The organism is Pseudalkalibacillus sp. A8 (assembly GCF_045920555.1).
Taxonomy (GTDB): Bacteria; Bacillota; Bacilli; order Bacillales; family Fictibacillaceae; genus Pseudalkalibacillus.
Genome location: NZ_CP174509.1, coordinates 1,457,994 through 1,478,160, shown reverse-complemented (window position 1 = coordinate 1,478,160; position 20,167 = coordinate 1,457,994). Strand labels below are relative to the sequence as shown.

23 protein-coding genes are annotated in these 20,167 nt (G+C 36.6%); 13 read left to right on the top strand and 10 right to left on the bottom strand.

Annotation, left to right across the window (positions count from 1 at the left end):
- Window positions 1-149 precede the first annotated feature (149 nt).
- The 4 genes from ACJROX_RS07715 to ACJROX_RS07700 form a co-directional block, all read right to left on the bottom strand.
- On the bottom strand, window positions 150-2,117 hold the full coding sequence (locus tag ACJROX_RS07715) for a hypothetical protein (protein WP_408010170.1): 1,968 nt from the start codon (window positions 2,115-2,117) through the stop codon (window positions 150-152).
- A gap of 3 nt (window positions 2,118-2,120) precedes the next feature.
- Window positions 2,121-2,639 (bottom strand): ABC-three component system middle component 4, encoded by a 519-nt coding sequence (locus ACJROX_RS07710; RefSeq protein ID WP_408010169.1) that lies wholly within the window; start codon window positions 2,637-2,639, stop codon window positions 2,121-2,123.
- Entirely contained in the window at window positions 2,620-3,870 is a 1,251-nt protein-coding gene (locus ACJROX_RS07705) for an ABC-three component system protein (protein ID WP_408010168.1), read from the bottom strand. The genes ACJROX_RS07710 and ACJROX_RS07705 overlap by 20 nt, the downstream gene beginning before the upstream one ends.
- A gap of 154 nt (window positions 3,871-4,024) precedes the next feature.
- Window positions 4,025-4,669, bottom strand: a complete 645-nt coding sequence (locus tag ACJROX_RS07700) for an HNH endonuclease (RefSeq protein ID WP_408010167.1) — start codon at window positions 4,667-4,669, stop codon at window positions 4,025-4,027.
- A 237-nt stretch (window positions 4,670-4,906) separates the two neighbouring features.
- Here ACJROX_RS07700 and ACJROX_RS07695 point away from each other — a divergent pair, with 237 nt between their 5' ends.
- From ACJROX_RS07695 to ACJROX_RS07680, 4 genes are all read left to right on the top strand, one after another.
- Complete coding sequence (locus tag ACJROX_RS07695; protein ID WP_408010166.1) at window positions 4,907-5,116, top strand: hypothetical protein; 210 nt, start codon at window positions 4,907-4,909, stop codon at window positions 5,114-5,116.
- Between the two features lie 139 nt (window positions 5,117-5,255).
- Window positions 5,256-6,788 carry an IS21 family transposase gene (istA, locus tag ACJROX_RS07690; protein ID WP_408010164.1) on the top strand — a complete coding sequence of 511 codons (1,533 nt, stop codon included), beginning with the start codon at window positions 5,256-5,258 and terminating at the stop codon, window positions 6,786-6,788.
- Entirely contained in the window at window positions 6,785-7,558 is a 774-nt protein-coding gene (istB, locus tag ACJROX_RS07685; protein WP_408010163.1) for an IS21-like element helper ATPase IstB, read from the top strand. Before istA ends, istB begins: the two co-directional genes overlap by 4 nt.
- Before the next feature lie 239 nt (window positions 7,559-7,797).
- Entirely contained in the window at window positions 7,798-7,971 is a 174-nt protein-coding gene (locus ACJROX_RS07680; RefSeq protein WP_408010161.1) for a hypothetical protein, read from the top strand.
- A gap of 1,226 nt (window positions 7,972-9,197) precedes the next feature.
- Here ACJROX_RS07680 and ACJROX_RS07675 read toward each other — a convergent pair.
- The 6 genes from ACJROX_RS07675 to ACJROX_RS07650 form a co-directional block, all read right to left on the bottom strand.
- A complete protein-coding gene (locus tag ACJROX_RS07675) occupies window positions 9,198-10,157 on the bottom strand; it encodes a tyrosine-type recombinase/integrase (RefSeq protein WP_408010160.1) in 960 nt (319 codons plus the stop codon).
- A 310-nt stretch (window positions 10,158-10,467) separates the two neighbouring features.
- Window positions 10,468-10,857 (bottom strand): hypothetical protein, encoded by a 390-nt coding sequence (locus ACJROX_RS07670; protein WP_408010159.1) that lies wholly within the window; start codon window positions 10,855-10,857, stop codon window positions 10,468-10,470.
- Between the two features lie 21 nt (window positions 10,858-10,878).
- Entirely contained in the window at window positions 10,879-11,298 is a 420-nt protein-coding gene (locus ACJROX_RS07665; protein ID WP_408010158.1) for a hypothetical protein, read from the bottom strand.
- 38 nt (window positions 11,299-11,336) lie between these two features.
- Window positions 11,337-11,597, bottom strand: coding sequence for a hypothetical protein (locus tag ACJROX_RS07660; RefSeq protein WP_408010157.1), 261 nt, complete (start codon window positions 11,595-11,597; stop codon window positions 11,337-11,339).
- A gap of 2 nt (window positions 11,598-11,599) precedes the next feature.
- Window positions 11,600-11,932 (bottom strand): hypothetical protein, encoded by a 333-nt coding sequence (locus ACJROX_RS07655; RefSeq protein WP_408010156.1) that lies wholly within the window; start codon window positions 11,930-11,932, stop codon window positions 11,600-11,602.
- The gene (locus ACJROX_RS07650) at window positions 11,919-12,167 is read right to left on the bottom strand and encodes a hypothetical protein (RefSeq protein ID WP_408010155.1); all 249 of its coding nucleotides are present in this window, start codon (window positions 12,165-12,167) and stop codon (window positions 11,919-11,921) included. The genes ACJROX_RS07655 and ACJROX_RS07650 overlap by 14 nt, the downstream gene beginning before the upstream one ends.
- 292 nt (window positions 12,168-12,459) lie before the next feature.
- On the opposite strand from ACJROX_RS07650, the gene ACJROX_RS07645 reads away from it, so the two are divergent.
- From ACJROX_RS07645 to ACJROX_RS07605, 9 genes are all read left to right on the top strand, one after another.
- A complete protein-coding gene (locus ACJROX_RS07645) occupies window positions 12,460-13,479 on the top strand; it encodes a 3,4-dihydroxy-2-butanone-4-phosphate synthase (protein ID WP_408010154.1) in 1,020 nt (339 codons plus the stop codon).
- A 39-nt stretch (window positions 13,480-13,518) separates the two neighbouring features.
- Window positions 13,519-14,301, top strand: a complete 783-nt coding sequence (locus tag ACJROX_RS07640) for a dioxygenase (RefSeq protein WP_408010153.1) — start codon at window positions 13,519-13,521, stop codon at window positions 14,299-14,301.
- 85 nt (window positions 14,302-14,386) lie between these two features.
- Window positions 14,387-15,514 carry a muconate/chloromuconate family cycloisomerase gene (locus ACJROX_RS07635; RefSeq protein WP_408010152.1) on the top strand — a complete coding sequence of 376 codons (1,128 nt, stop codon included), beginning with the start codon at window positions 14,387-14,389 and terminating at the stop codon, window positions 15,512-15,514.
- A 3-nt stretch (window positions 15,515-15,517) separates the two neighbouring features.
- Window positions 15,518-15,985, top strand: coding sequence for a DUF3237 domain-containing protein (locus ACJROX_RS07630; RefSeq protein WP_408010151.1), 468 nt, complete (start codon window positions 15,518-15,520; stop codon window positions 15,983-15,985).
- Window positions 15,986-16,006: 21 nt separating this feature from the next.
- Window positions 16,007-16,852 carry an alpha/beta fold hydrolase gene (locus ACJROX_RS07625; RefSeq protein WP_408010150.1) on the top strand — a complete coding sequence of 282 codons (846 nt, stop codon included), beginning with the start codon at window positions 16,007-16,009 and terminating at the stop codon, window positions 16,850-16,852.
- Complete coding sequence (locus tag ACJROX_RS07620) at window positions 16,849-17,541, top strand: CoA transferase subunit A (protein ID WP_408010149.1); 693 nt, start codon at window positions 16,849-16,851, stop codon at window positions 17,539-17,541. Before ACJROX_RS07625 ends, ACJROX_RS07620 begins: the two co-directional genes overlap by 4 nt.
- Window positions 17,534-18,187, top strand: a complete 654-nt coding sequence (locus ACJROX_RS07615) for a 3-oxoacid CoA-transferase subunit B (RefSeq protein ID WP_408010148.1) — start codon at window positions 17,534-17,536, stop codon at window positions 18,185-18,187. The genes ACJROX_RS07620 and ACJROX_RS07615 overlap by 8 nt, the downstream gene beginning before the upstream one ends.
- 79 nt (window positions 18,188-18,266) lie before the next feature.
- Entirely contained in the window at window positions 18,267-18,767 is a 501-nt protein-coding gene (locus tag ACJROX_RS07610) for a TRAP transporter small permease (protein WP_408010147.1), read from the top strand.
- A complete protein-coding gene (locus ACJROX_RS07605; RefSeq protein ID WP_408010146.1) occupies window positions 18,767-20,083 on the top strand; it encodes a TRAP transporter large permease subunit in 1,317 nt (438 codons plus the stop codon). Before ACJROX_RS07610 ends, ACJROX_RS07605 begins: the two co-directional genes overlap by 1 nt.
- The last annotated feature ends 84 nt before the right edge of the window (window positions 20,084-20,167 follow it).

The following is a 20,167-nucleotide window of genomic DNA, read 5'->3' as shown; positions in this document are numbered from 1 at the left end:
CTTAACTAGAAAATCTTATATTAGGAATAAACTATATCACTTACCTAAAGGGGGAGGGGGATATTCAAATAGCTCGTATAACTTCCTTATAAATCTACATACGCAACTTAACATATATAATATGGGAAAATAGTGTTCTTTTTATTACATTACTTAGCATTATTTATAAAGCCTATTTCATATCCCTTTTTCTTTTCTGTACTAAATCTTTTTACAACATATTTATTAAAATCGGTTTGTAAATCCTCTGGAAAATCATTATCTACCAAAATAATTTGGTGTTTCTTACCTTCATCTAAAAATGCCTCTGACATTTTTTCTAGATACTTATATATATTTAAGTACTTTTTAGGATCATCTAAGCCCTCTTCTTTTGTTGCCCTAATTTCTTCTTGTTCATTCTTACTTGTTTTTCCTAAGTATTTACCCACAGTATCTATTATCACAAGACTTGGATAGTTAGTGTCCATAGTTAAGCTATTCTTCAATAAGCTTACTATATAGCCGAGCGATACTAAGGTTCTTAACCCTCCAGAAGTTAGGTCTGTATAATCTCGATTCCGTACAGTGGGTAAAAAAGTTTTCTCATTAATACTTATGCCAAATGCTTTACTAATAGGAATAAATTCAAGAAATTCTTTTAAAAATGTTCCAATATTAAATAAAGTATCTTCTATAGAAGGTGATTGTTCTATTAGAGAATCTAACTTTTTATTTAATTCATCTATTTGGTCTTTTAAGGTACTTTCTTCTTCCTTAATTTCTCCCAATTGTTTTCTTACTTTTAGAAAGTAATCTATTCTATCTAGATGTTCTTTTAGTGTATATAACTCTGATACATACATGTCCCTTTGAGAAATGTACGGCGAAATATACTCCTCAGCAGCTAAATCTAATTTGCTCTTAACATTATTTAGCTTCTCTGTTGTTTCTTCCAGATTATTCTCAATTAAGAATATCTCATCTCTTAATTGCTCAATAAGATTTGTTAAATCTTTTATTCTATTTCTAATACTGTTTATTTCTTTCTTTAGTATGTCCTCATTATGTTCAACAAAATGTTTCTTTACATCATCATTATCAATAATATTATTACATAATGGACATTCGACTTTATGGAAGTGTTGAAGTGATTTACTATTTTTAACCTTTAAGGTGGTTTGTAACTTATTTATATCACTTTGATAGTCTTTTTTTAATCTAATGTTTTGCCCTAATTGTGTTTCTTTTAAGGATTTACGTTTAATTAAATCATTTACCATTTCCTCATGGTTAAATACATCAGCCCTTAATTCTTCCATTTCCTGATTATCTGCTCTCATTTTATTGGTTAAGTTGCTAATTTCACTTTCAAGAATAGATATATCTTCCACTATTTCTTCTTTCTTGCTATGTAAAGACTCTTCAGTTGAAAATTTTGTTTCTGAAAGGAAAGAAGAAATAGTATTATACTTTGAAAGTAAATCGCTTTTTTTTCGCTTTTTTTCACTTATTTCTCTTTGCAACTCAGTGATCTGGGAGTCTAATGCATTATGAAGGAATTTAAACGTTTCTTTATTTTTTGCAATTAATGTATAATTTTTTCTATCTAATATTTCTCGACTACCAACATCATCTTGGTCAAAATAACAATACTTAAATATATCCCTGAAGCTTAGTCTAACCATCTTTGAATTTTCTTTGGAAGGTGATTCCTTCACGGTAATTATAGGTATATTAAGGCTTGATAATAAGAAATCTGAATAGAAACCGGATGGTCCTTCTACATTATAATTTGGTGAGTACTCATGAGGAAAAACGCTATCCATTTCTTCAATATTTGAAGAATAAACTTCTATCATTTCTTTAGAATCAAAAATATCCCTTTTAATAGTATAAGTTTTTTCATTTAATTCAACTTCCAATAATGCATATTTCCCATGCTGTTCAATCTCATCATATCTATATACTTTTTTACTTCCTAAAAGATAATCAATTAAATTTAAAATGCTAGATTTTCCTGTATCTGAGTCACCATGAATAATATTTAATCCTTCATAGAAAGGAACAGTATATGATTTTTCTCTTCCTACCAGTATTAACTTATTAACTATCAATTTAGGTGATTTTATTTTCAAGCTTTAAACCCCCTTAATTAAAGGATTAATCATTTTTTTTAGGCCATTAGTGCTTGTTGACCTTAATACTAAAAGTGAATCACACAATTGCTTAATCCTATTTATATAATCTGTCTCTAAGGTTTTTGCATATTCCTTTCCATGATCTGAGATTACAAAAAATAATTCATTTTTATATTGAATAGTTTTAAGTAAATCTTGCGAAACCATTAACTTTATAAGTACTTTAGCTGAGTTATTATCCAATAAGGAAGATTTAGATGGATACAACGTTGCTACTGAACCAACCTCTTCCTGGAACAATTTAAGGTCTATTTTTTTATTCTTAAGCTTTACTACTTCTTTTAAGAGATAAGGATGTTTAACTAAAAAGTCATAGATGATGAATTTATCTATATTTAGCACCAATTTACCTTTTTGGGTATACGATAATTTTTCAGCGATATACAGAAATCTAATCACTCTCAAATTAATATCATGTTCAGGAATGACAAAGGGTATTTTACTCTTCACTTTTATCACGTACCCTTCTAAATTCCTCAAGGTCTTTTATGGAATGATTTTTAGCCCACCAAATATCACTATCCAATGAATTTGCAAGTTGTTGTAACATACCTGTTTTTTGATTTACTTTAATCAAAGGTATAGTAGTTTCAAGAAATTCTTTATCTCTATCTAATATGTCTTCATAAAGTTTATTTACCAATTCATTACTGGATTTATATTCGCCATCTAAAAATTTTGTGAAATGGATATTGTACAGGCGTTCTAAATTCACATACAATTCATCCAGTTCCTCTATACTATAACCTTGATTAGTAATCGCTTTAACCATGTATTCCGCATTAAAAAATGTTTGTTTAGAATCTTTAATTAGGTGATGATGAATATCTGCAATTAAAAGTTTTAAAACAAAATTCTCATCATCCAACTTTCCATCATCAACAAATTTTACGGTTTTCATTTCTTTACTAAATTGTAATTCATCCTTAAATTCTAAAAGATTTTTCTTGATACCACGGTAGACAATACTATCTTTTGATTCTGGCTTACATATATTAAAATGGTCATAATTACAAGCTACTTTCAATTTCTTTGGCACTTGATAGGAAGTGGCTTCCTTCTCCCCTACAACTTCATCAAACTGACCATAATAATATATCGTTTTAGGAATTTTACCTTTTTGTTGAATCCAATCATCATTTACTTGATCTAAAAAATCACTCATTGGCATTAGATCCATTACTTGTGGGTTACTTTTTGCCAGCCTTTTTCCAATATTAGCCCAATTAGATCCTTTATGAGGTACCGCTAAGGAAAGGAAAAGTTTAACTTTTGTATCCCCATTTTCCTCTAGTTCATCAATAATATAGGATTTTGAAATTAATCCCCCCATGCTATGAGCAATTAAGACGATATTATCATAATCTGAACAATAGATTTCTATCGTTGATTTTAGGTGATCACTTAAACTTTTTATTCCAATATTTTTTTGCGCTCTAGAAGACCTACCAAACAATGTACCAACTATTCCACTGGTAAATCTGGCTTTTTTAAAATCAAGTAATTTTGTAAAATAATTAAAATAACCAACATCAAAGTTTTGACTTACAAATTCCTCTTCTAATAACATTTCTGGTAATGATTGCTTTTGTGAATTAGCCCAGGTATTAGAATCTCCCGTAAAACCATGAATAAAAATTAGTAGGTTTTTTTTATCTTCATTCTTTATAAATTCTAATGGTGGTTTCACCTACATACCCCCTAAAATTTCAACAAGATATACTAGTATTCTATCATAAAAGATATGTAAATTATTCCATAATTTTTCTATAAGAATTTATAAGATTCAGTATATGACTGGAAGATTATAGTGGGTAAAATACGTACGGAGAAATTTTCTCCGCTTAAATAAATTTTTTCACTTTAATAAAAACTTTTTTTTCTATCTCTGCTCTTCTTTCATTTGAAATCTCCTCTAAATTTAATTTTTCATTAATCCTTCCAAAGCTTCCATGCACTAAAACTGAAGCAAAATTATATGCTAGGGCAGCTTCTTCGGGTAATAGGTACGAACCTAAATATTTTGAATGCTTATCTCCTAATCGAATCTTTGCAATATATCTCTTTTCACGCTTGCTCCAAAAAGCTCCTTTGTAACCTGTCTTATTATCCTTTCTAATTTTACTATTCCATTGATTTTGTTGATTAGTGGACCTTCTTAAATTATGCTTACGATTATCAAGTGTATCACCTGAAATATGGTCGACCATATAAATCGACTTAGTCAGTCCCAATGATAAACGATGTATATAATTTAACTTTCCATCAATGGTTAGAGCTGGATATCTTCTGGCTTGTAAAGTAACTTTCTTTCCATGAATCCCTAATTTCGCATAAGTTTTTAAATCAATTTTCATAACCTTACCTTCACCATTTTTTCCTTGTAAAGGGAGTCTAATATAGTTTCCTTTTTTACTTTTGCCTAATGCAGGACCTTTAGGAACTTTTTCTACAGGTATATCTGTGATTATGTTTTCTATTATTTCCATTTAATTAATCCTCCTTAAATATTTATACATTTATATATTTAAGAAAGCATTAATAAAAGTCTTCAAACACAAGTTAGGGGGTTTTTGAAGGTAATTTTCTATAAATATATCTTTATAGCATATTTTCCTGAACTTATAGAAGCTTATGGAATAGGAACTAACAAACCTTAGTTCCTTTCTTCCATGAAGGAGTTTAGGCTCCTTCTCCTCCTAAATAAAACAGAAAGGATCTTTTTAATGGTTAAATTAACAATTTTAAAAAAATACCAAGTTAAAGATATAAAGGGTTATGAAGTAAGAGATAAAAATATCATAAACAAACAAAAAAACGAATTATTTGTTGACCTATTGTCACTTTCCACTTCTCTCTGTATTCCATATAGACAGTTATTAGACTATATAAATTTTAATGCAATCACTAGAACAGGAGTTGCCTGTAAACGCTAAACTAGAATTAACAGTTTTCCACAAATAAGAGTGAACAGTTTACGACAAATAAGAATAAACAGTTTACCCCTATCACCTTACTTTCAATATACTTAAGTTAGTCTATTGAAGGTGAGGAATTGGGAGAGTGGAAAGGTTTATGATATATAGTGAGATTCATAGGCTTCATAGCGATGGGTTCTCCAATAGTGCAATCGCAAGGAAGTTAAATATTTCGAGGAATAGAGTGATTAAATATTTAAAGATGAGTCCAGAAGAGTTTCACCAGTTTGTGTTATCCCTTCAAAGCAGAGGAAAGAAGTTAGATCCTTATCATCAGGAGATTGTGGAATGGGTTAAGAAACATCCTGATATCTCCGGAGCACAGATTTATGATTGGCTGGAAGAAAAACTAAATTTTAAGGGAGTTGCAGAAAATACAGTAAGAAACTATGTAAATGATATAAGAGATGCGTATTTTATACCTAAACAAACTGTTCAGCGTGATTATGGTACAGTCCTTGAAATACCTATGGGACAACAGATTCAGGTGGATTGTGGAGAACTCAGAGTACAGACTACCAAAGAGGATTGGAAACGACTTTATTTTATCGGATTCGTGCTTTCGCACTCTCGATATAAATATGTGGAATGGCTGGATCGGCCCTTCCGGGCAGCCGATGTGATTCACATGCATGAGAATGCCTTCCGTTATTTTGGAGGAATGTCTCAGGAAATTGTCTATGACCAAGATCGTCTACTGGCAGTCAGCGAAAATGCGGGAGACTTAATTATGACGGCTGAATTCACCAGGTACCAACAGACCAGGAAGTTTAAGGTTTACCTTTGCAGGAAGTCAGATCCTGAATCAAAGGGGAAAATTGAACAGGTAGTAAAGTACGTAAAGAACAATTTCGCAAAGAACCGAATCTTTGATAATCTGACAGACTGGCAGGAATCGTGTTTAAAATGGTTGAAACGGACGGCGAATTATAAAGTCCATCATAATACAAAGAAAAGACCCACTGAGGTGCACGCCCTGGAAAAGCAACACCTACAGAAGGTCCATGGTACTTACATTTTCGAAAATGTTTATGTGTCTAGTATAACAAGAACTATACATAAGGACAATGTGATCCGGTATAAAGGAAATCGCTATAGTGTCCCTCTCGGTACTTATCGAAGAGGAGCTTCCAACATTGCTTATATTCAAACGGATGAGGACTACTTATACATCCGGCTAGAACAGAATGGCAGTGTCTTGGCTAAGCACCTTCTTTCTAACGAGCGAGGACTTGTTATATCTGATCCCTCACACAAGAAGCGTAGTAAAACAAAAAGAGATCTCTTAATTCAGCAAACTGAGGATATGATCAATGACCAGGACACCGTTAGGTGGTTAATTGAGACACTAACCAGTCATTACCCTCGCCACCTGGTTGACCAGTTAAAGATCGTGCAGTCCGTTGGCCTCAAGTATCCAGCTTTTATCGTTCAGGCTGTACTTGAAATGAAACGCTTGAAATTAACCAGTGCCAATGATTTAAGGGATATTGCCATCTCTTTGGAGATTCAGAGACAAAAGAATAGTGACAGGGTTGGCCATTTAAATGAAAAATACAAAGACTTGGCAGCACCCGAACGTAAAGAAGATATTTACATTTCATTGCTTTCAGGAGGTGGGAGAAAATGAGCCACCCTTATATTGAATTACAGGAAAAATGCAGAACTCTGCGATTGGCGGAGACGGCAAAAGAGCTTCCCAATTTTCTTAGAGAAGCTGAGGCAAAAAGCTGGACCTACCATGAGTTTATCCATGAGGTACTTAGTTATGAAATGAGGTGCCGGGAAAGAAAAAACAGTGAGAAGCTGATGAAGTGGGCTGAGTTCCCTGAACTTCTTACATTTGAAGACTTCCGTTTAAACGAACAGTCGGCGATTGGAGAAAAGCAGCTTAACGTTCTAAAAGAACTGACTTGGGTGGATGAGTGTTTTACACTCATTATGATGGGCCCAACGGGCGTTGGTAAGACTCATCTTTCAACAGCTCTAGGTATTCATGCGATTGAGCATGGATACCAGACATCCTTTGTCTCTATGGAAAGACTTATTTATATCTTGAAGTCCAAGGAGTACATTAGTAAATCTAAAACCAGATATAAACGAATTACTTCATCTGATCTTATTATCATAGACGATGTCATGTATATGGCTTACGAGCCACAGGACGCTCATCTTTTCTTTCAGTTTATCTATGAAATGTATGATAAAGCAGCATTTATCCTTACTTCTAATAAAGGACCTAATGAATGGGGAAAGTTCCTAGGCGATCACACACTTACGACAGCGATCCTAGACCGCCTGCTTCACCGAAGCGAAATATTAATGTTTGACGAGAACCAGGACAGTATCAGAATGAAATATCGGAAAGTACTATTTGATGGGAAAACTGTTGAATCTTAATTGGTGGAAACTGTTGAAAATTAATTGTGGAAAACTGTTTATTTCTACTTGACGGTTACAAGTTGCCTTAGTTGAAATTAGCGATACTCATAAAATCAAATGTATATAAGCTCAATAAAACACTTACTTAGATACCTACAGCCTTATGTAGATAAAAATATAATGTTGAATGTAAAAGAGAATATAATCTTGTTAAGTTATAAAAAACCCAATTAATTTGGAAATTTGGAGGTTATTTAATGAATGAAAAGCAAAAAAGAATCTTTGTACTGGAGAAAAAACAAGTTCGTTATCTAAAGCTTTTGGCTATGAAAGAGAACCTTTCTATGAGCGAGTTAATAAGAGAGCTTATTGACAGAGATATGGTTGAGAATGAAAAATTAATTGATAGTTACAGAGAACTAATATTTTAGGAATAAAAAGGACAATCAATTTTTATATGCAAAAATAGCTTGAAGAATTTCTTTAGGATTTTCTTAATTATATTAATATAAAGATTTTATGCATTTCCACGCTTGAGTGGATAGAGTTTATTGAACTGTACATTAAAACAAAATATAGACCGTATAGCACATTGTTCTCTAGCGGTGGAGTGTAAGAAAATAACAATGAGCGTCGATGGTATAGAAATTAAACCAACATGAAGACCCTAAGAGTAAAGTCGACGTAAAATCTTCGCTTATGCAAGCGAGTTGTGGATTGTGACCACCCTGTCAATAAGTTGCGGAACGGACGGGAGGATGCGTTAGAGGCTGGTAGGAACGGAATCAGAAGTAATGATTAGAACTCATTGACCGTCCCAGCGTTCATTAGAACGATGGAACTAAGAAAAAGCGTTGAAATACGCAGTGCTTAAACCTGGACCTGATGACACTCCCTTTCTGGGATATTCTTAGTTTCATGCCCCATGGGGGGGATATTTCTGTGTAAAAAATAAACTAATACATAATCAAAGTTATTATAAGAGATTAACAGTAAGAACTTTGATTCAATCTTATGTATTTTATGAATCGATCAAAAGATTGAATGATTCGGACTTAATAAACCTTTTACATTAGCAAAGATATATAACCTAACATACAAATTAAGAAAAAACTCAAAAACAATTTTCCGTATGAATTATCTTTAAATAACTCATAATTATCTTATGATTATGGCAAACAATTACAGAAAGAAGCTAAGCATTAATTAAATGTTCATTGATAAATTTAGCTTTATATGAGTAGCATTATTTACAAGCTAATCCTTGTTTAAGTTCATCATTAACATAAAGTAAAGGTTATAGTAGCAATAAAATGGACACTATTCTTTAAGAAATTTTTTGCTTTTCTATGCTTTTTTATAAAAATGGTTAAAAGGTTTAATTTAACATATCCCTCTTCTCCCAAGGAGGATGAAACTGGTTAAGTTCTTAGAAAAACGTTCCTTTTCATTCTTCAAGGAGCATTTAACCTCACTAAAAAATGGGAAATAAATTCAGCTAAGTATTAATTAGTTAGGTTTCGATTGATCATTGACTTATATTTAATTGATTAGAATGTAAGAGAGGGCTATACACTGGTATGCTAGCCCTCTCAAGATTGGCAAGTTAGATTTATCATTACAAGTAGCTTTTAAATCCATCAGAAAGGCTAAAAACTTATCTCTTTGTTCTCTTTCCTCTTTGCAGTCTTTGGCCCTCTTCAAATGAGGAAACTATGCTATGCCTTTCAAAACCTTCTTTTAAATCATTCGCATATAGCTTTACATAGTTTAAGGTTACTTGAAGTGTAGAATGGCCTAACAAACGCTGAAGTTTAAAAGCATCCCCTCCACTGGTAACATAATGTTTGGCAAAAGTATGCCTAAATGCATGAATGGAAGTTTTATTTACACCCCTTTTTCTATTATATCTGGCTATCGCATGTTGCATAGAATTTCGAGTCATCTTCTTTCCTAGCTCATTTACAAACAAGTAATCTTCACCATTTAATTCATAGAACCTTATATATCTCACTAGAATCTTTACAAGTCCAATGCTAATGGGATTAAATTGAGCTTGTCTATTTTTTGTAGTAGTTAATACTACCATTCCATTATCCATATCAATATCATTTACCTTTAGATTTAAAATAGTATTTAACCTATTTCCTGTTTCTAGTAAGTAATTAACCAAGACCCAATTTCTGTGTTCTACAAACCCACATTCTTTTAGATTTGGCTTTTTAATTAATTTTTGTATTTCTTCTTTTGAATACGGTTCTATTTGTTGCTTATCACTATTAATAAGACGGATCTTAAATTCACTTAAGTAATTTTCTCTCATAGCGAAATAAAGAAAAGATCTGGTTGCTCGTAAATAAGTGTTAATTGTATTATCTTTTAGACCTTTATCCTTTAATTTTAATATGAATTTGTCTACATGCTTTTTTTCAATATCCCCTAGATATTCAATTCCTGCTCTTTCTAGGTACTCCTTGAAATACTTTAAATTTTGTTCATAAAAAAGTAAGGTCATTTCAGATAAATTTTTAACTTTGTTTTCCATCTGAAAATCCTCATATACTTCTTGGATTAACATCTCGGATTCTGTACATTTACTTAAGACTTTCTTTTTCACTTAAACCGTCTCCTTTAAGTAATATTCTTAAAGGTATTAATCATCGTTTTTTGTCCATACGATCTATACTTGACTTTTTGATGATAAAGAGACATAAAAAAAGCCAATGCTTATTTACTAAGCATTGACTCATAAGGGATTAACCCTTTAATTGATACCGGTGGTCGGGGTCGAACCGACACTCCAGAAGGAACACGATTTTGAGTCGTGTGTGCATTAAAATTTATCTCAATGATCACTTCTAAAATATTTGATAAAGTATTTGGTACAGTGTAAATTTTTTTCACTATGAAACATTAGTTAATCCTAGTTATGATTCATCCTGGTTAATTATAATGTTATTTAATTCTTTATATAAATTTATTAGGTATTCATATTCATTTTCTTCAAGTGATATGGTGTATGCTATTTTATTTCTTATCGGGGTTAAGTAATTTAGTTCCATAATTAAACTTTGAGGAATTACTTGTAATTTACTATTTGAATACAATTTCAAAATACTAATTAGTTCATGGTATAGTAGTTTATCAAAAGCTTTATTAGGTCTTCTTTTCTTTAACTTTCTAACAGAAATTTCATACCAGTTTACTCCATATAACAAAGCCATATTTTTAGAAATAAATAATCTAATAAAGTTTTCAATTTCATAAAATTTGCCGTATGCCTCCCTCATTTTTTCAACTTCTTGTTTATCTATCATAGAATCACCGTCAATACCCTTTTAATTTTTTGTTATAAAGATTCTTTCATCAACCTTATATTCGAATGTAACTGATTCTTCTGTATTTGCTGGAACTTCCACCCAAAATACAATTTTGTTTGAGGTTTCTTTTTGATAATCGTGGCTTTTGTCTTTCATTTTCCAGTTGCGGTCGTAGATGTTGTGTGTGATTTTCATGAGGGCTGGTTCTTCTTTACGGTTTTTGATGGTGTACTTCCATTTTTCTGTCCGGATTCCTTTTTCATCTTTATAACTATCAATATTGTTTCCTTCACAGACGAGATCGAAGGCATCTCCAAGGTACAGTTCTACGGTTTCATTTTTCGGTGTGTGGTCAATCCGGTCTTCCCCGATGAATTCAAGACTTCTATCATTTCCCTCCTCTTGATAGACCTTCACTTTTCCTTTTGGCAATGGCAATCCTAGTTTCTGGGCTTGTTTGTTTTCGAATTCAATCTTTATTTCGGCTTCTCATTGTAATGGTTGAATGAATAGTAGTGTTTATATGGAATTTCTTCTGCCTGGATGAAGTTGATTTGCTTGGACTGGTTGTTTTTGAGCGTTGTTTTATGCTGTAGCGTGTACATGTGGTAGTCGGCAAAGCTTTGTTCATCGAATGATGGTCCTGAACTTTTTTCCATCGAATATAAAACTGGTTCATCTGGTAGCGTTAACTCGTCATCCTCGACCCGATTCACATCCCCCGCAATCAGTTTCACTTTTACATTGTCGAAGGTTGTGCCTGCGTGTTCTGGATGTTCACCCAGCCGGATAGATTGAATGTCTTGTCCTTCAGTTCGACGACATAGTTGGACTCCCATTCCATCCCTTTTGTCAGGTAGGATACCTTGATTTGATCGTTTTTTGAAGGTCTAATTTTCCAGATGAGTGCCGGCTTTACGATGAGTTCTCCTGGCAGTTTCGGCAGAATCAATTCCTCTTTCGGATCAAGGACGATTTCTTTTGTTTCTGTGTCCTCAAGAACAATACCGTTTGCGAGACTCAACAGACGGTATTCCTTCCGTTCATTTTTATACTTATCATATAAAAACACGCTCAAGTAGTTTCGATTTGCTCACAAGGTCATAATCGTAGTTCAGTTCAAGTATGTTTAGTCCTTCGACGAGGATTGAATCGGTTTTGATCAGCTGTGCGACATCAAGGTATTGGATCTCCCTTTCCTCACCCGTCAGTTCGACTTTACGCTTTTCTTTTACGACACCAAACCCGTCGTTGTAGATAGTCAATGCCAGTTCTTCTGCATCCTTACTGTATGAATGATATGTCATGTTAACGCCTCCCCCTTTTCCTTATAATAACAGAAAAAGGTATTACGCTCCCATATATAAAAACCATACGATTCGTACAAAAACCTGGGAATTTTTAAAACCAATCGTATATTGTGGTGGTTTTTCCTCTTTTATATCATAAAGTTACCGAATTAATTTCTGTAAATTTTAAATATTGTAAATACTTTCTGTTCTAAGTAAAAGACTAGACCTCCTAGTTAGTATGGCAACTAGGTTCAACGATCCAAGTTTTTTATAAAGACAGCCAACAAGGTTTGAGAGGGGGAAACTCATGCAACTTAAGAAATTTAATCGTCATGACGTTTTAAAGGATTCGCTTACGATCATTTTTGACGATGTATCCACAGAGACAGGTTATTTAATGGGAATAGGAGATGATGCAACGGCAGATGACGTTAATTTTATGGCGAAGTATGGTAAGGGCCTCATCTATTGTTGTATCACTGAAGAAATAGCCGAAAGGCTTCAATTGCCTTTCCTCCAGAAGGGTAATGGTTTTTCCGAAAACACATTCAATAACATGACTGTCTCCATTGATTTCAAAACCTCCACAACAGGGATTTCTACCTTTGAACGTGCGGATACCATAAGAAATATAAATTGCACAACCAATCCTGAAGACTTCAAACGACCAGGCCATATCTTCCCTCTAGTCAGCAATGGAACAAATTTATTGAAACACGCTAGGATTACCGAGGCTTCAATTGAATTAGCCCGCTACATCAAGAATGATCCAGACTATGAACCTACTTCCTATGTGTGTGAAATCTTGAATAAAGCCGGTGAAGTTGCAAATCAAAAAGAGGTCAAGCAATTAGCAGATGATCATGGACTGGAAATGATAAAAATTAGTGAAATCATTGAATTGTACTTAAAAGAAAATCATGTAATGGAAATCGTTGAACAAACAAATTTCTCCTTGTTCAACCAACCACTGAACGTCTATCGAGTCAAACATGAATTTTCACCGACACCATTGACCGTTTACTTGAATCCGAGAAGCTCACCGATCACGAACATGATTTTTTATCAAGAATGTCTCGTTGGAGATCTATTGGGGTTAAAAAATAAATGCGATTGCCCTAAACATCTAAAAGGCCATTTAGTCAGCATGCTCAATGGAGAACTTGACTGTGTCATCTATCAAAGGAATGATGCATCTTCCATTCCATCAAACTATAAAAATCTCATTGTCAATCAATTGAAGCAACTTTTCGAAAAAGAAACCTATACGGATCCAATCACCAGTACTCACCTGATTTCGGAAGGAAGAGCCCTTTCAATCCATTAAAACTGAAAGCGCTCTCTAATTTATAAGGAGGAATCAATTATGCAAAAACAAGCTGTCAAAAAGAATGAACGGGTGGAAGAAGTATTTCAGTTGTTTATCAAGCACATCCAAGAATTTTTAAATGAGGCAAAGCTTAACCACGAAGAATATACGAACTTTGTCAAATGGGCTGACCGATTGGGACGAGCTGGCGAGTTTCCTCTCTTCGCAGATGTTTTCTTTGAAACACACGTGTTGAGAGCGATGTACACAGAGAAGCCGGGAACACAACCATCTTTATTAGGTCCTTTTTTCATTGAAGGTTCCCCTTTGTTAGAAAAACAGCCAGGTCAACCATTCGTTTTGACACAACGGCCAGATGAACCAGGAGAAACATTCTATTTTTCCGGGAACTTAAGCAATACTGAGGGCAAACCGCTGGCAAATGCGCATGTGGAAATGTGGCATAACGATCAGTCTGCTAAATATTCCGGCTTTGATTCTGACGCACCTAGATATAACCTGCGTGGGCATTTCTACACAGATGAGAATGGAGATTTCGAAGTGAAGACCATTGTCCCGCTGCCATACCCGATTCCAACCGATGGTCCTACCGGAGAATTCCTTGACTATATGGATCAGCATCCGATGCGTCCAGCTCACCTTCATTTGAAATTCGAAGCGGAAGGACATGAAACCCTTATCACCCAGGTTTTCTTCGAAGGTGATGAATGGCTTGAAACGGATGTGGCTGACGGTGTCAGGGGAGACCTGATGACGAAACTTGTGGATAAAGGCGATTATAAAGAAGCTTCCCTTAACTTTGTGATGCGCCCTGAATAAGAAAATAAGCAGCTGCATGGGTATGGGGCATTTTACGATGTCCCCTCCCTTTTTTGTTTGCAGTTGATAATAATGGAGGTTATACATGTCAACGATAAAAAGCCTGTTCACGGAAATACTGGATATTCCGATCAAACGTCCACACCAGTTTTCAACAGTCCAAGTCTCGTCAAAAAGTTTTGTCCTCCTTCGATTGGAATTAAGTAACGGGATCATCGGAATCGGAGAAGGTACGACCCCTGGAATTTGGTGGAATGGTGAAAGTGTAGAAACGATGAAACTCGTCATCGACCATTATGCTGCTCCTCTATTACTAGAGGAAGATCCAACTTATGTGGAAAAGGTACTACAAATATTAGAACGTCATATCCGCGGGAATGCTTTTGCCAAAGCTACGATAGAAATGGCCCTTTTTGATGCTCTGGGAAAAACGTATGGTGTTCCAGTCCATCAGTTGTTAGGCGGGCTTTATCAAGACAAGATTCCAGTACGCTGGGCGTTAGCTTCCGGCACCCCTGAGGGTGATATTGAAGAAGGCAAGAATTCCGTCTTATCCGGCCATTACCAGAAATTCAAAACGAAATCTGGCAAAGAAGCGCCGGAGGATGATGCAAGACGTTCCATCCGTATTGCTGATGGCCTGAGGAGCCATTCTACCATTGGTATTGATCCGAACGGTTCATGGGACCGGTTGACTACGATGAAATGGATGGATGCCTTTTTTGATGCAGGCATTGATTTTCTTGAACAACCGCTTCCCCCACAGGATATCGATGGCGCAGCCTTGCTTTCTTCAATGAAAAAAGTTCCGATCATGGCTGATGAGAGCCTGGCTTCCCCTCAAGACGGCCTACGCCTTGCTAAAGAAAAGGCAGCAGATATCTTTTCCTTAAAAATCCACAAGTCCGGTGGCATGAAAAACACCGTCAAGATTGCAGGGATCGCTGAAGCAGCTGGCATCCCATGTTTTGGTGGAACTTCCCTTGAAAGTTCAATCGGTACAGCAGCTTGCCTTCATACCTATGGTTCCATACCGAATCTGGACTACGGATGTGAACTATTCGGGCCTGATTGGCTCGCCGACGATCCAGTGATGGAACCACTCTCTATTAAAGAGGGTTTTATCCAAGTTCCGGATCGACCCGGATTAGGAATTGAACTAGACGAAGAGAAAGTGTCCAAGTATATACGAAAGATCGAAAAGGAGAAGTGAAACATGGAACATTTACCACCTCCCTCTTTATCTTTTCTATGTGACATGGAATTGACTGTAGAAGATGCCCATCTTCCTGGAAACACCCCTCTTGGAAACCGCAGGATCATCCGAGTGTCAGGTGGAGCTTTACGGGGAGATCAATTGAATGCGGATGTCATACCTGGCGGCGATGATTGGATAACTGTCCGTGAAGACGGAACGATTATCCAAGATGTTCGGATTCTATTAAAAACGGGAGAAGGAGAACTCATTATGATGACCTACCGTGGTATCCGTACTGGTGAACCTGAGATCTTGCAAAGGCTGGATAACAATGAATTTGTCGACCCTGATGATTATTATTTCCGAACCTCTCCAATCTTTGAAACAGCTTCAACAAAATATAACTGGCTGAACAGCAGGATTTTCGTATCTCGAGGCATCAGACTTCCCGGAAAAGTCAACTACTCGATTTATACCGTCGATTAGAAAGAAAGGAAGAATCAATAAATGGGACGATATGTAACGACTAAAAAGGGACAAACCTTTTATATCCGTGATACCCCAGGTGATAAAGGGACGATTATAGGGATCCATGGGCTTACCGGGAATCACCTGCAATTCCATCATTACCAGGAAGCACTTTCGGGAACCTATCGCTTTATCAGTTATGATATCCGTGGGCGCGGGAACAGTGATCCAGCAGGTGCGAACACATCGATCTTTACACATGCGGATGATCTTCTGGATCTCATTGATACGTTGAACATCGATAAGCCGATCTTCATGGGCTACTCAATGGGGGCTTATATCGGTTCGATTGCAGCAAGCCGGCTATCTGATGTAGAAGCCCTCATTTTATTGGATGGTGTCGGAGAGGCGGACAGTGTTACACGAGAACTCGTCCTCCCTTCGTTGAACCGATTGAAAAAAAGCTATTCCTTTCCAGAAGAATATGTGAAAGAAACCAGGAAGCTTTACACAAGCTTGTCCATAAAGTGGACAAATACGATGGAAGAGATTTTAAGGTATGAAATCAAGCGACAGGGAGCGTCATGGGAACATAAATCTGATCCTTCTTTCCTTGAGCAAGATTTCGAAAGCTTTTATGCCTTTGACCCGGAAAACATATTCCCTTCAATCGATTGCAATATTTTCCTTCTCATTGCTACCGGGCAATTGGGGCACAAAAGGGCATTGTTTCAGGAATCTTCCTATACAAAAACGAAAGGCTTCCTTCAGGAATCGATGATTGAATACACACCAGCCAATCATTACGAACTGGTATTTAATCAACAGCCTGAAATCTCACAACAGATCCAGGGATTTTTATCAAGAAAAGGAGTGAACACATGAGCGCTACCAAAATAATGGAACCTGAAGATGCCATTCAGAAGGTTAAAACAGGCGATATTCTGATGGTTGGCGGATTCGGTCTCATCGGAAGTCCGCTGACTCTGATCAATGAACTTACCCGTCATGATGCTCGGGAACTGACAGTCATCAGCAACAATGTCGGAGAAAGTGGAAAAGGCTTAGGGATACTGTTGCAACAAGGAAAACTTAAAAAAGCGATCGGTTCTTATTTTACGAGTAACCGGGATGTAGCGAAGTGGTACAACAAGGGCAAATTGGAGCTTGAATTGCTTCCTCAAGGAACTTTTTCAGAAGCTATTCGTGCAGGTGGAGCCGGGATTGGTGGCTTTTATACAAAAACCGCAGCTGGAACGGAATTGGCGAAAGGGAAAGAAACGAAGGTCATCGACGGTGAAACCTACCTACTCGAAAAACCCCTGAAAGCCAATGTAGCGCTGATCCGGGCGTGGAAATCCGATACGAAAGGGAACCTCGTATTCTATAAAACCGCCAGGAACTTTAATCCGGTAATGGCGACAGCTGCTGACTATGTGATCGCAGAGGTTGATGAAATCGTAGAAGAAGGAGAATTGTCTCCTGAGGAAATTGTAACGCCTCATCTGTTTGTCGATGCCATCATCACCAGTAGCTTGATCTTGACGAAAGAAGGGGTGAAGGAAATTGGATAAGAAAGAACTGATCGCCAAAAAAGCCGCTGAACAACTATCCCCTCATTCTATCATCAACCTGGGAATCGGGATTCCTACTCTTGTCGCTAAATATCTGGATGAAGAAAACTATTATTTGCACACTGAAAATGGTCTCCTTGGGGTAAGCGATGTAGAAGAGGAAGATGTTGATCCGTTACTCGTCAACGCCGGAAAACTTCCAGTCGGTGAAGCCATTGGTGCATCGTACTTCCATAGTGCCGATTCGTTTGCGATGATACGGGGCGGACACGTGGATGTAGCCATCCTTGGTGCCCTTCAGATCGATTCCCACGGACGAGTCGCGAATTGGGCGATACCTGGAAAAGATATCATCGGCGTCGGAGGGGCTATGGATCTACTTGTCGGCGCTAAAAAAATCATCATTACAACCAACCATGTTGCCAAGGACAGATCACCGAAATTTGTCGACAAGTGTATCTACCCCATCACCTCGACACGTCGAGCTGACATGATCATCACGGACCTTGCCATATTCAAATGGAAAGGAGATGTCTATGAACTTACAGAATTGATCGGCGATACAACGCTTGAAGAAGTCGAAGCCAACACTACCGCTTCCTATCAAGTAAGTGGACAACTTCATCAAAAAGTGAATCAGTTGTGAGTCGATGCTTTTATTCGTTGATTTCGTCTTAGCAATATTTGTACTCGTTTAACAGCTTGATTTGAGGAGGTTGTCCATAATGAATAAACTGAGTGGCTTTTTCAACGTCTTATTAGACATGATGGCTTCGATTGGGAAATCCATCCTTGTCATCATTGGTCTATTGATCATTATTGATGTTCTGACTTCGAATCTATTAAACCAATCCATTCCCTGGGTTTTGGAAGTGACAGAATATCTCTTAGTGTTCCTCACCTTTTTGGGGGCAGCCTGGTTACTTAAGGAAGGTGGCCATATTCACTTTGACCTAGTGTTAAATCACGTACCAGATCGCCTTAAGAACCTATTCGGATTGGTCAGCTCCCTTATCGGTTTTGGCATTTCAATGGTCATCACTATCTTTGGATTTCTTGTAACGTTCGAGATGTATAACAAAGGGGTCCATACAGATGCTATTCTCCAAATCCCGCGTTATTTATTGATCGTCATCATACCGATCGGCTTCATGCTCTTGTCAGTGCAATTTTTAAGAAACCTCATAAAGGTTTTACCAAAAATAGGGATAAGGAGTAGGTTGTAATGGATTGGTGGCTCGTCATCTTTTTCATATTCGGAGCACTTTTTTTGCTCTTTGTCATCGGACTGCCAATCGCATTTTCATTCCTGACAGTCAATTTGGTTGGCGCTATGTTGCTCTGGAATGGTACTGCGGGTATCAATCAACTTGTCTTGAATATTTTCGATTCTGTATCCAAATTCTCTTTATTGCCTATTCCGATGTTCATTTTAATGGGAGAAATCATGTTCAGGACAGGGCTTGGGGTGAAAGTATTCGAAACAATCGGTAAATGGTTTGGTCGTTTGCCTGGTCGATTAAGTATCGTTGCGGTGGGAAGTGGTTCCTTTTTTTCTGTGCTCAGCGGTTCAAGCGTAGCCAGTACCGCCTTATTGGGTTCCCTATTAGTACCGGATATGCAGAAGAAAGGCTATAGCCACACGATGTCAGTCGGTCCGATTCTCGGCAGTGCCGGGTTGGCCACCATGATACCGCCTACCGCATTGGGCATTTTATTAGCATCATTAGCTTCTATACCGGTTGGTCATTTTTTAATTGCAATCGTACTTCCGGGCATTTTATTAGCAACCTTATTTCTCTTGTATATCGTCATTCGCAGCTTTTTACAGCCAAGCCTTGCCCCGACTTATGATGTAGAAAAGATTCCATTGTCTGAAAAAATCATGGATACAGTAAAATACATACTCCCATTGGGAATCATTGTATTCCTCCTATTAGGTGTCATCATTTTAGGATTCGGGACACCGACACAAAGTGCGGCTTTAGGCGCTATAGGTACTGTAATCCTTTCCTACTTTTATGGTGGACTGACATGGAAAAGTATCCGGGATTCATTGACCGGGACCTTTAAATCCAGTGTAATGATCTTCATGATCATTGTCGGTTCAACCACATTCGGACAAATATTGAGCTATACAGGGGTCACCCAGGGGCTCGTCCAACTCGTAAGCAATCTGAATTACCCACCTTTGGTCATTTTAATTCTGCTGCAAATCTCCTTATTGATTCTGGGATGCTTCATGGAGCCCCTTTCGATCATGATGATGACCCTCCCAGTATTGATGCCTATCGCTGGTGGCATGGGATTCGACCCGTTATGGTTTGGTGTCATTATGTTGCTTAACATGCAAATGGCTACCATAACGCCACCATTCGGAATGGATCTATTTGCAATGAAGGCTGTTGTGCCTGATGATTCGATTACAATGGTACAGATTTATAAATCGGTCATCCCTTTCATACTTTTAAATGGGATACTGATGCTCATCCTGATCCTCTTCCCTTCGCTTTCCCTTTGGCTGCCAAGCTTCATTCGATAACAAGAAATACTGGTAAAAAGAATCAGTACAATTTAAAAAATGAGCTGCTGAATATACATTCACCAGCTCATTTCTTTTGCACAG

Coding starts and splice junctions, on each gene's coding strand:
- ACJROX_RS07700 (WP_408010167.1), bottom strand. CDS start 4,669: ATGGAAATAATAGAAAACATAATCACAGATATACCTGTAGAAAAAGTT.
- ACJROX_RS07695 (WP_408010166.1), top strand. CDS start 4,907: ATGGTTAAATTAACAATTTTAAAAAAATACCAAGTTAAAGATATAAAG.
- istA (WP_408010164.1), top strand. CDS start 5,256: ATGATATATAGTGAGATTCATAGGCTTCATAGCGATGGGTTCTCCAAT.
- istB (WP_408010163.1), top strand. CDS start 6,785: ATGAGCCACCCTTATATTGAATTACAGGAAAAATGCAGAACTCTGCGA.
- ACJROX_RS07680 (WP_408010161.1), top strand. CDS start 7,798: ATGAATGAAAAGCAAAAAAGAATCTTTGTACTGGAGAAAAAACAAGTT.
- ACJROX_RS07670 (WP_408010159.1), bottom strand. CDS start 10,857: ATGATAGATAAACAAGAAGTTGAAAAAATGAGGGAGGCATACGGCAAA.
- ACJROX_RS07650 (WP_408010155.1), bottom strand. CDS start 12,167: ATGACATATCATTCATACAGTAAGGATGCAGAAGAACTGGCATTGACT.
- ACJROX_RS07645 (WP_408010154.1), top strand. CDS start 12,460: ATGCAACTTAAGAAATTTAATCGTCATGACGTTTTAAAGGATTCGCTT.
- ACJROX_RS07640 (WP_408010153.1), top strand. CDS start 13,519: ATGCAAAAACAAGCTGTCAAAAAGAATGAACGGGTGGAAGAAGTATTT.
- ACJROX_RS07635 (WP_408010152.1), top strand. CDS start 14,387: ATGTCAACGATAAAAAGCCTGTTCACGGAAATACTGGATATTCCGATC.
- ACJROX_RS07630 (WP_408010151.1), top strand. CDS start 15,518: ATGGAACATTTACCACCTCCCTCTTTATCTTTTCTATGTGACATGGAA.
- ACJROX_RS07625 (WP_408010150.1), top strand. CDS start 16,007: ATGGGACGATATGTAACGACTAAAAAGGGACAAACCTTTTATATCCGT.
- ACJROX_RS07620 (WP_408010149.1), top strand. CDS start 16,849: ATGAGCGCTACCAAAATAATGGAACCTGAAGATGCCATTCAGAAGGTT.
- ACJROX_RS07610 (WP_408010147.1), top strand. CDS start 18,267: ATGAATAAACTGAGTGGCTTTTTCAACGTCTTATTAGACATGATGGCT.
- ACJROX_RS07605 (WP_408010146.1), top strand. CDS start 18,767: ATGGATTGGTGGCTCGTCATCTTTTTCATATTCGGAGCACTTTTTTTG.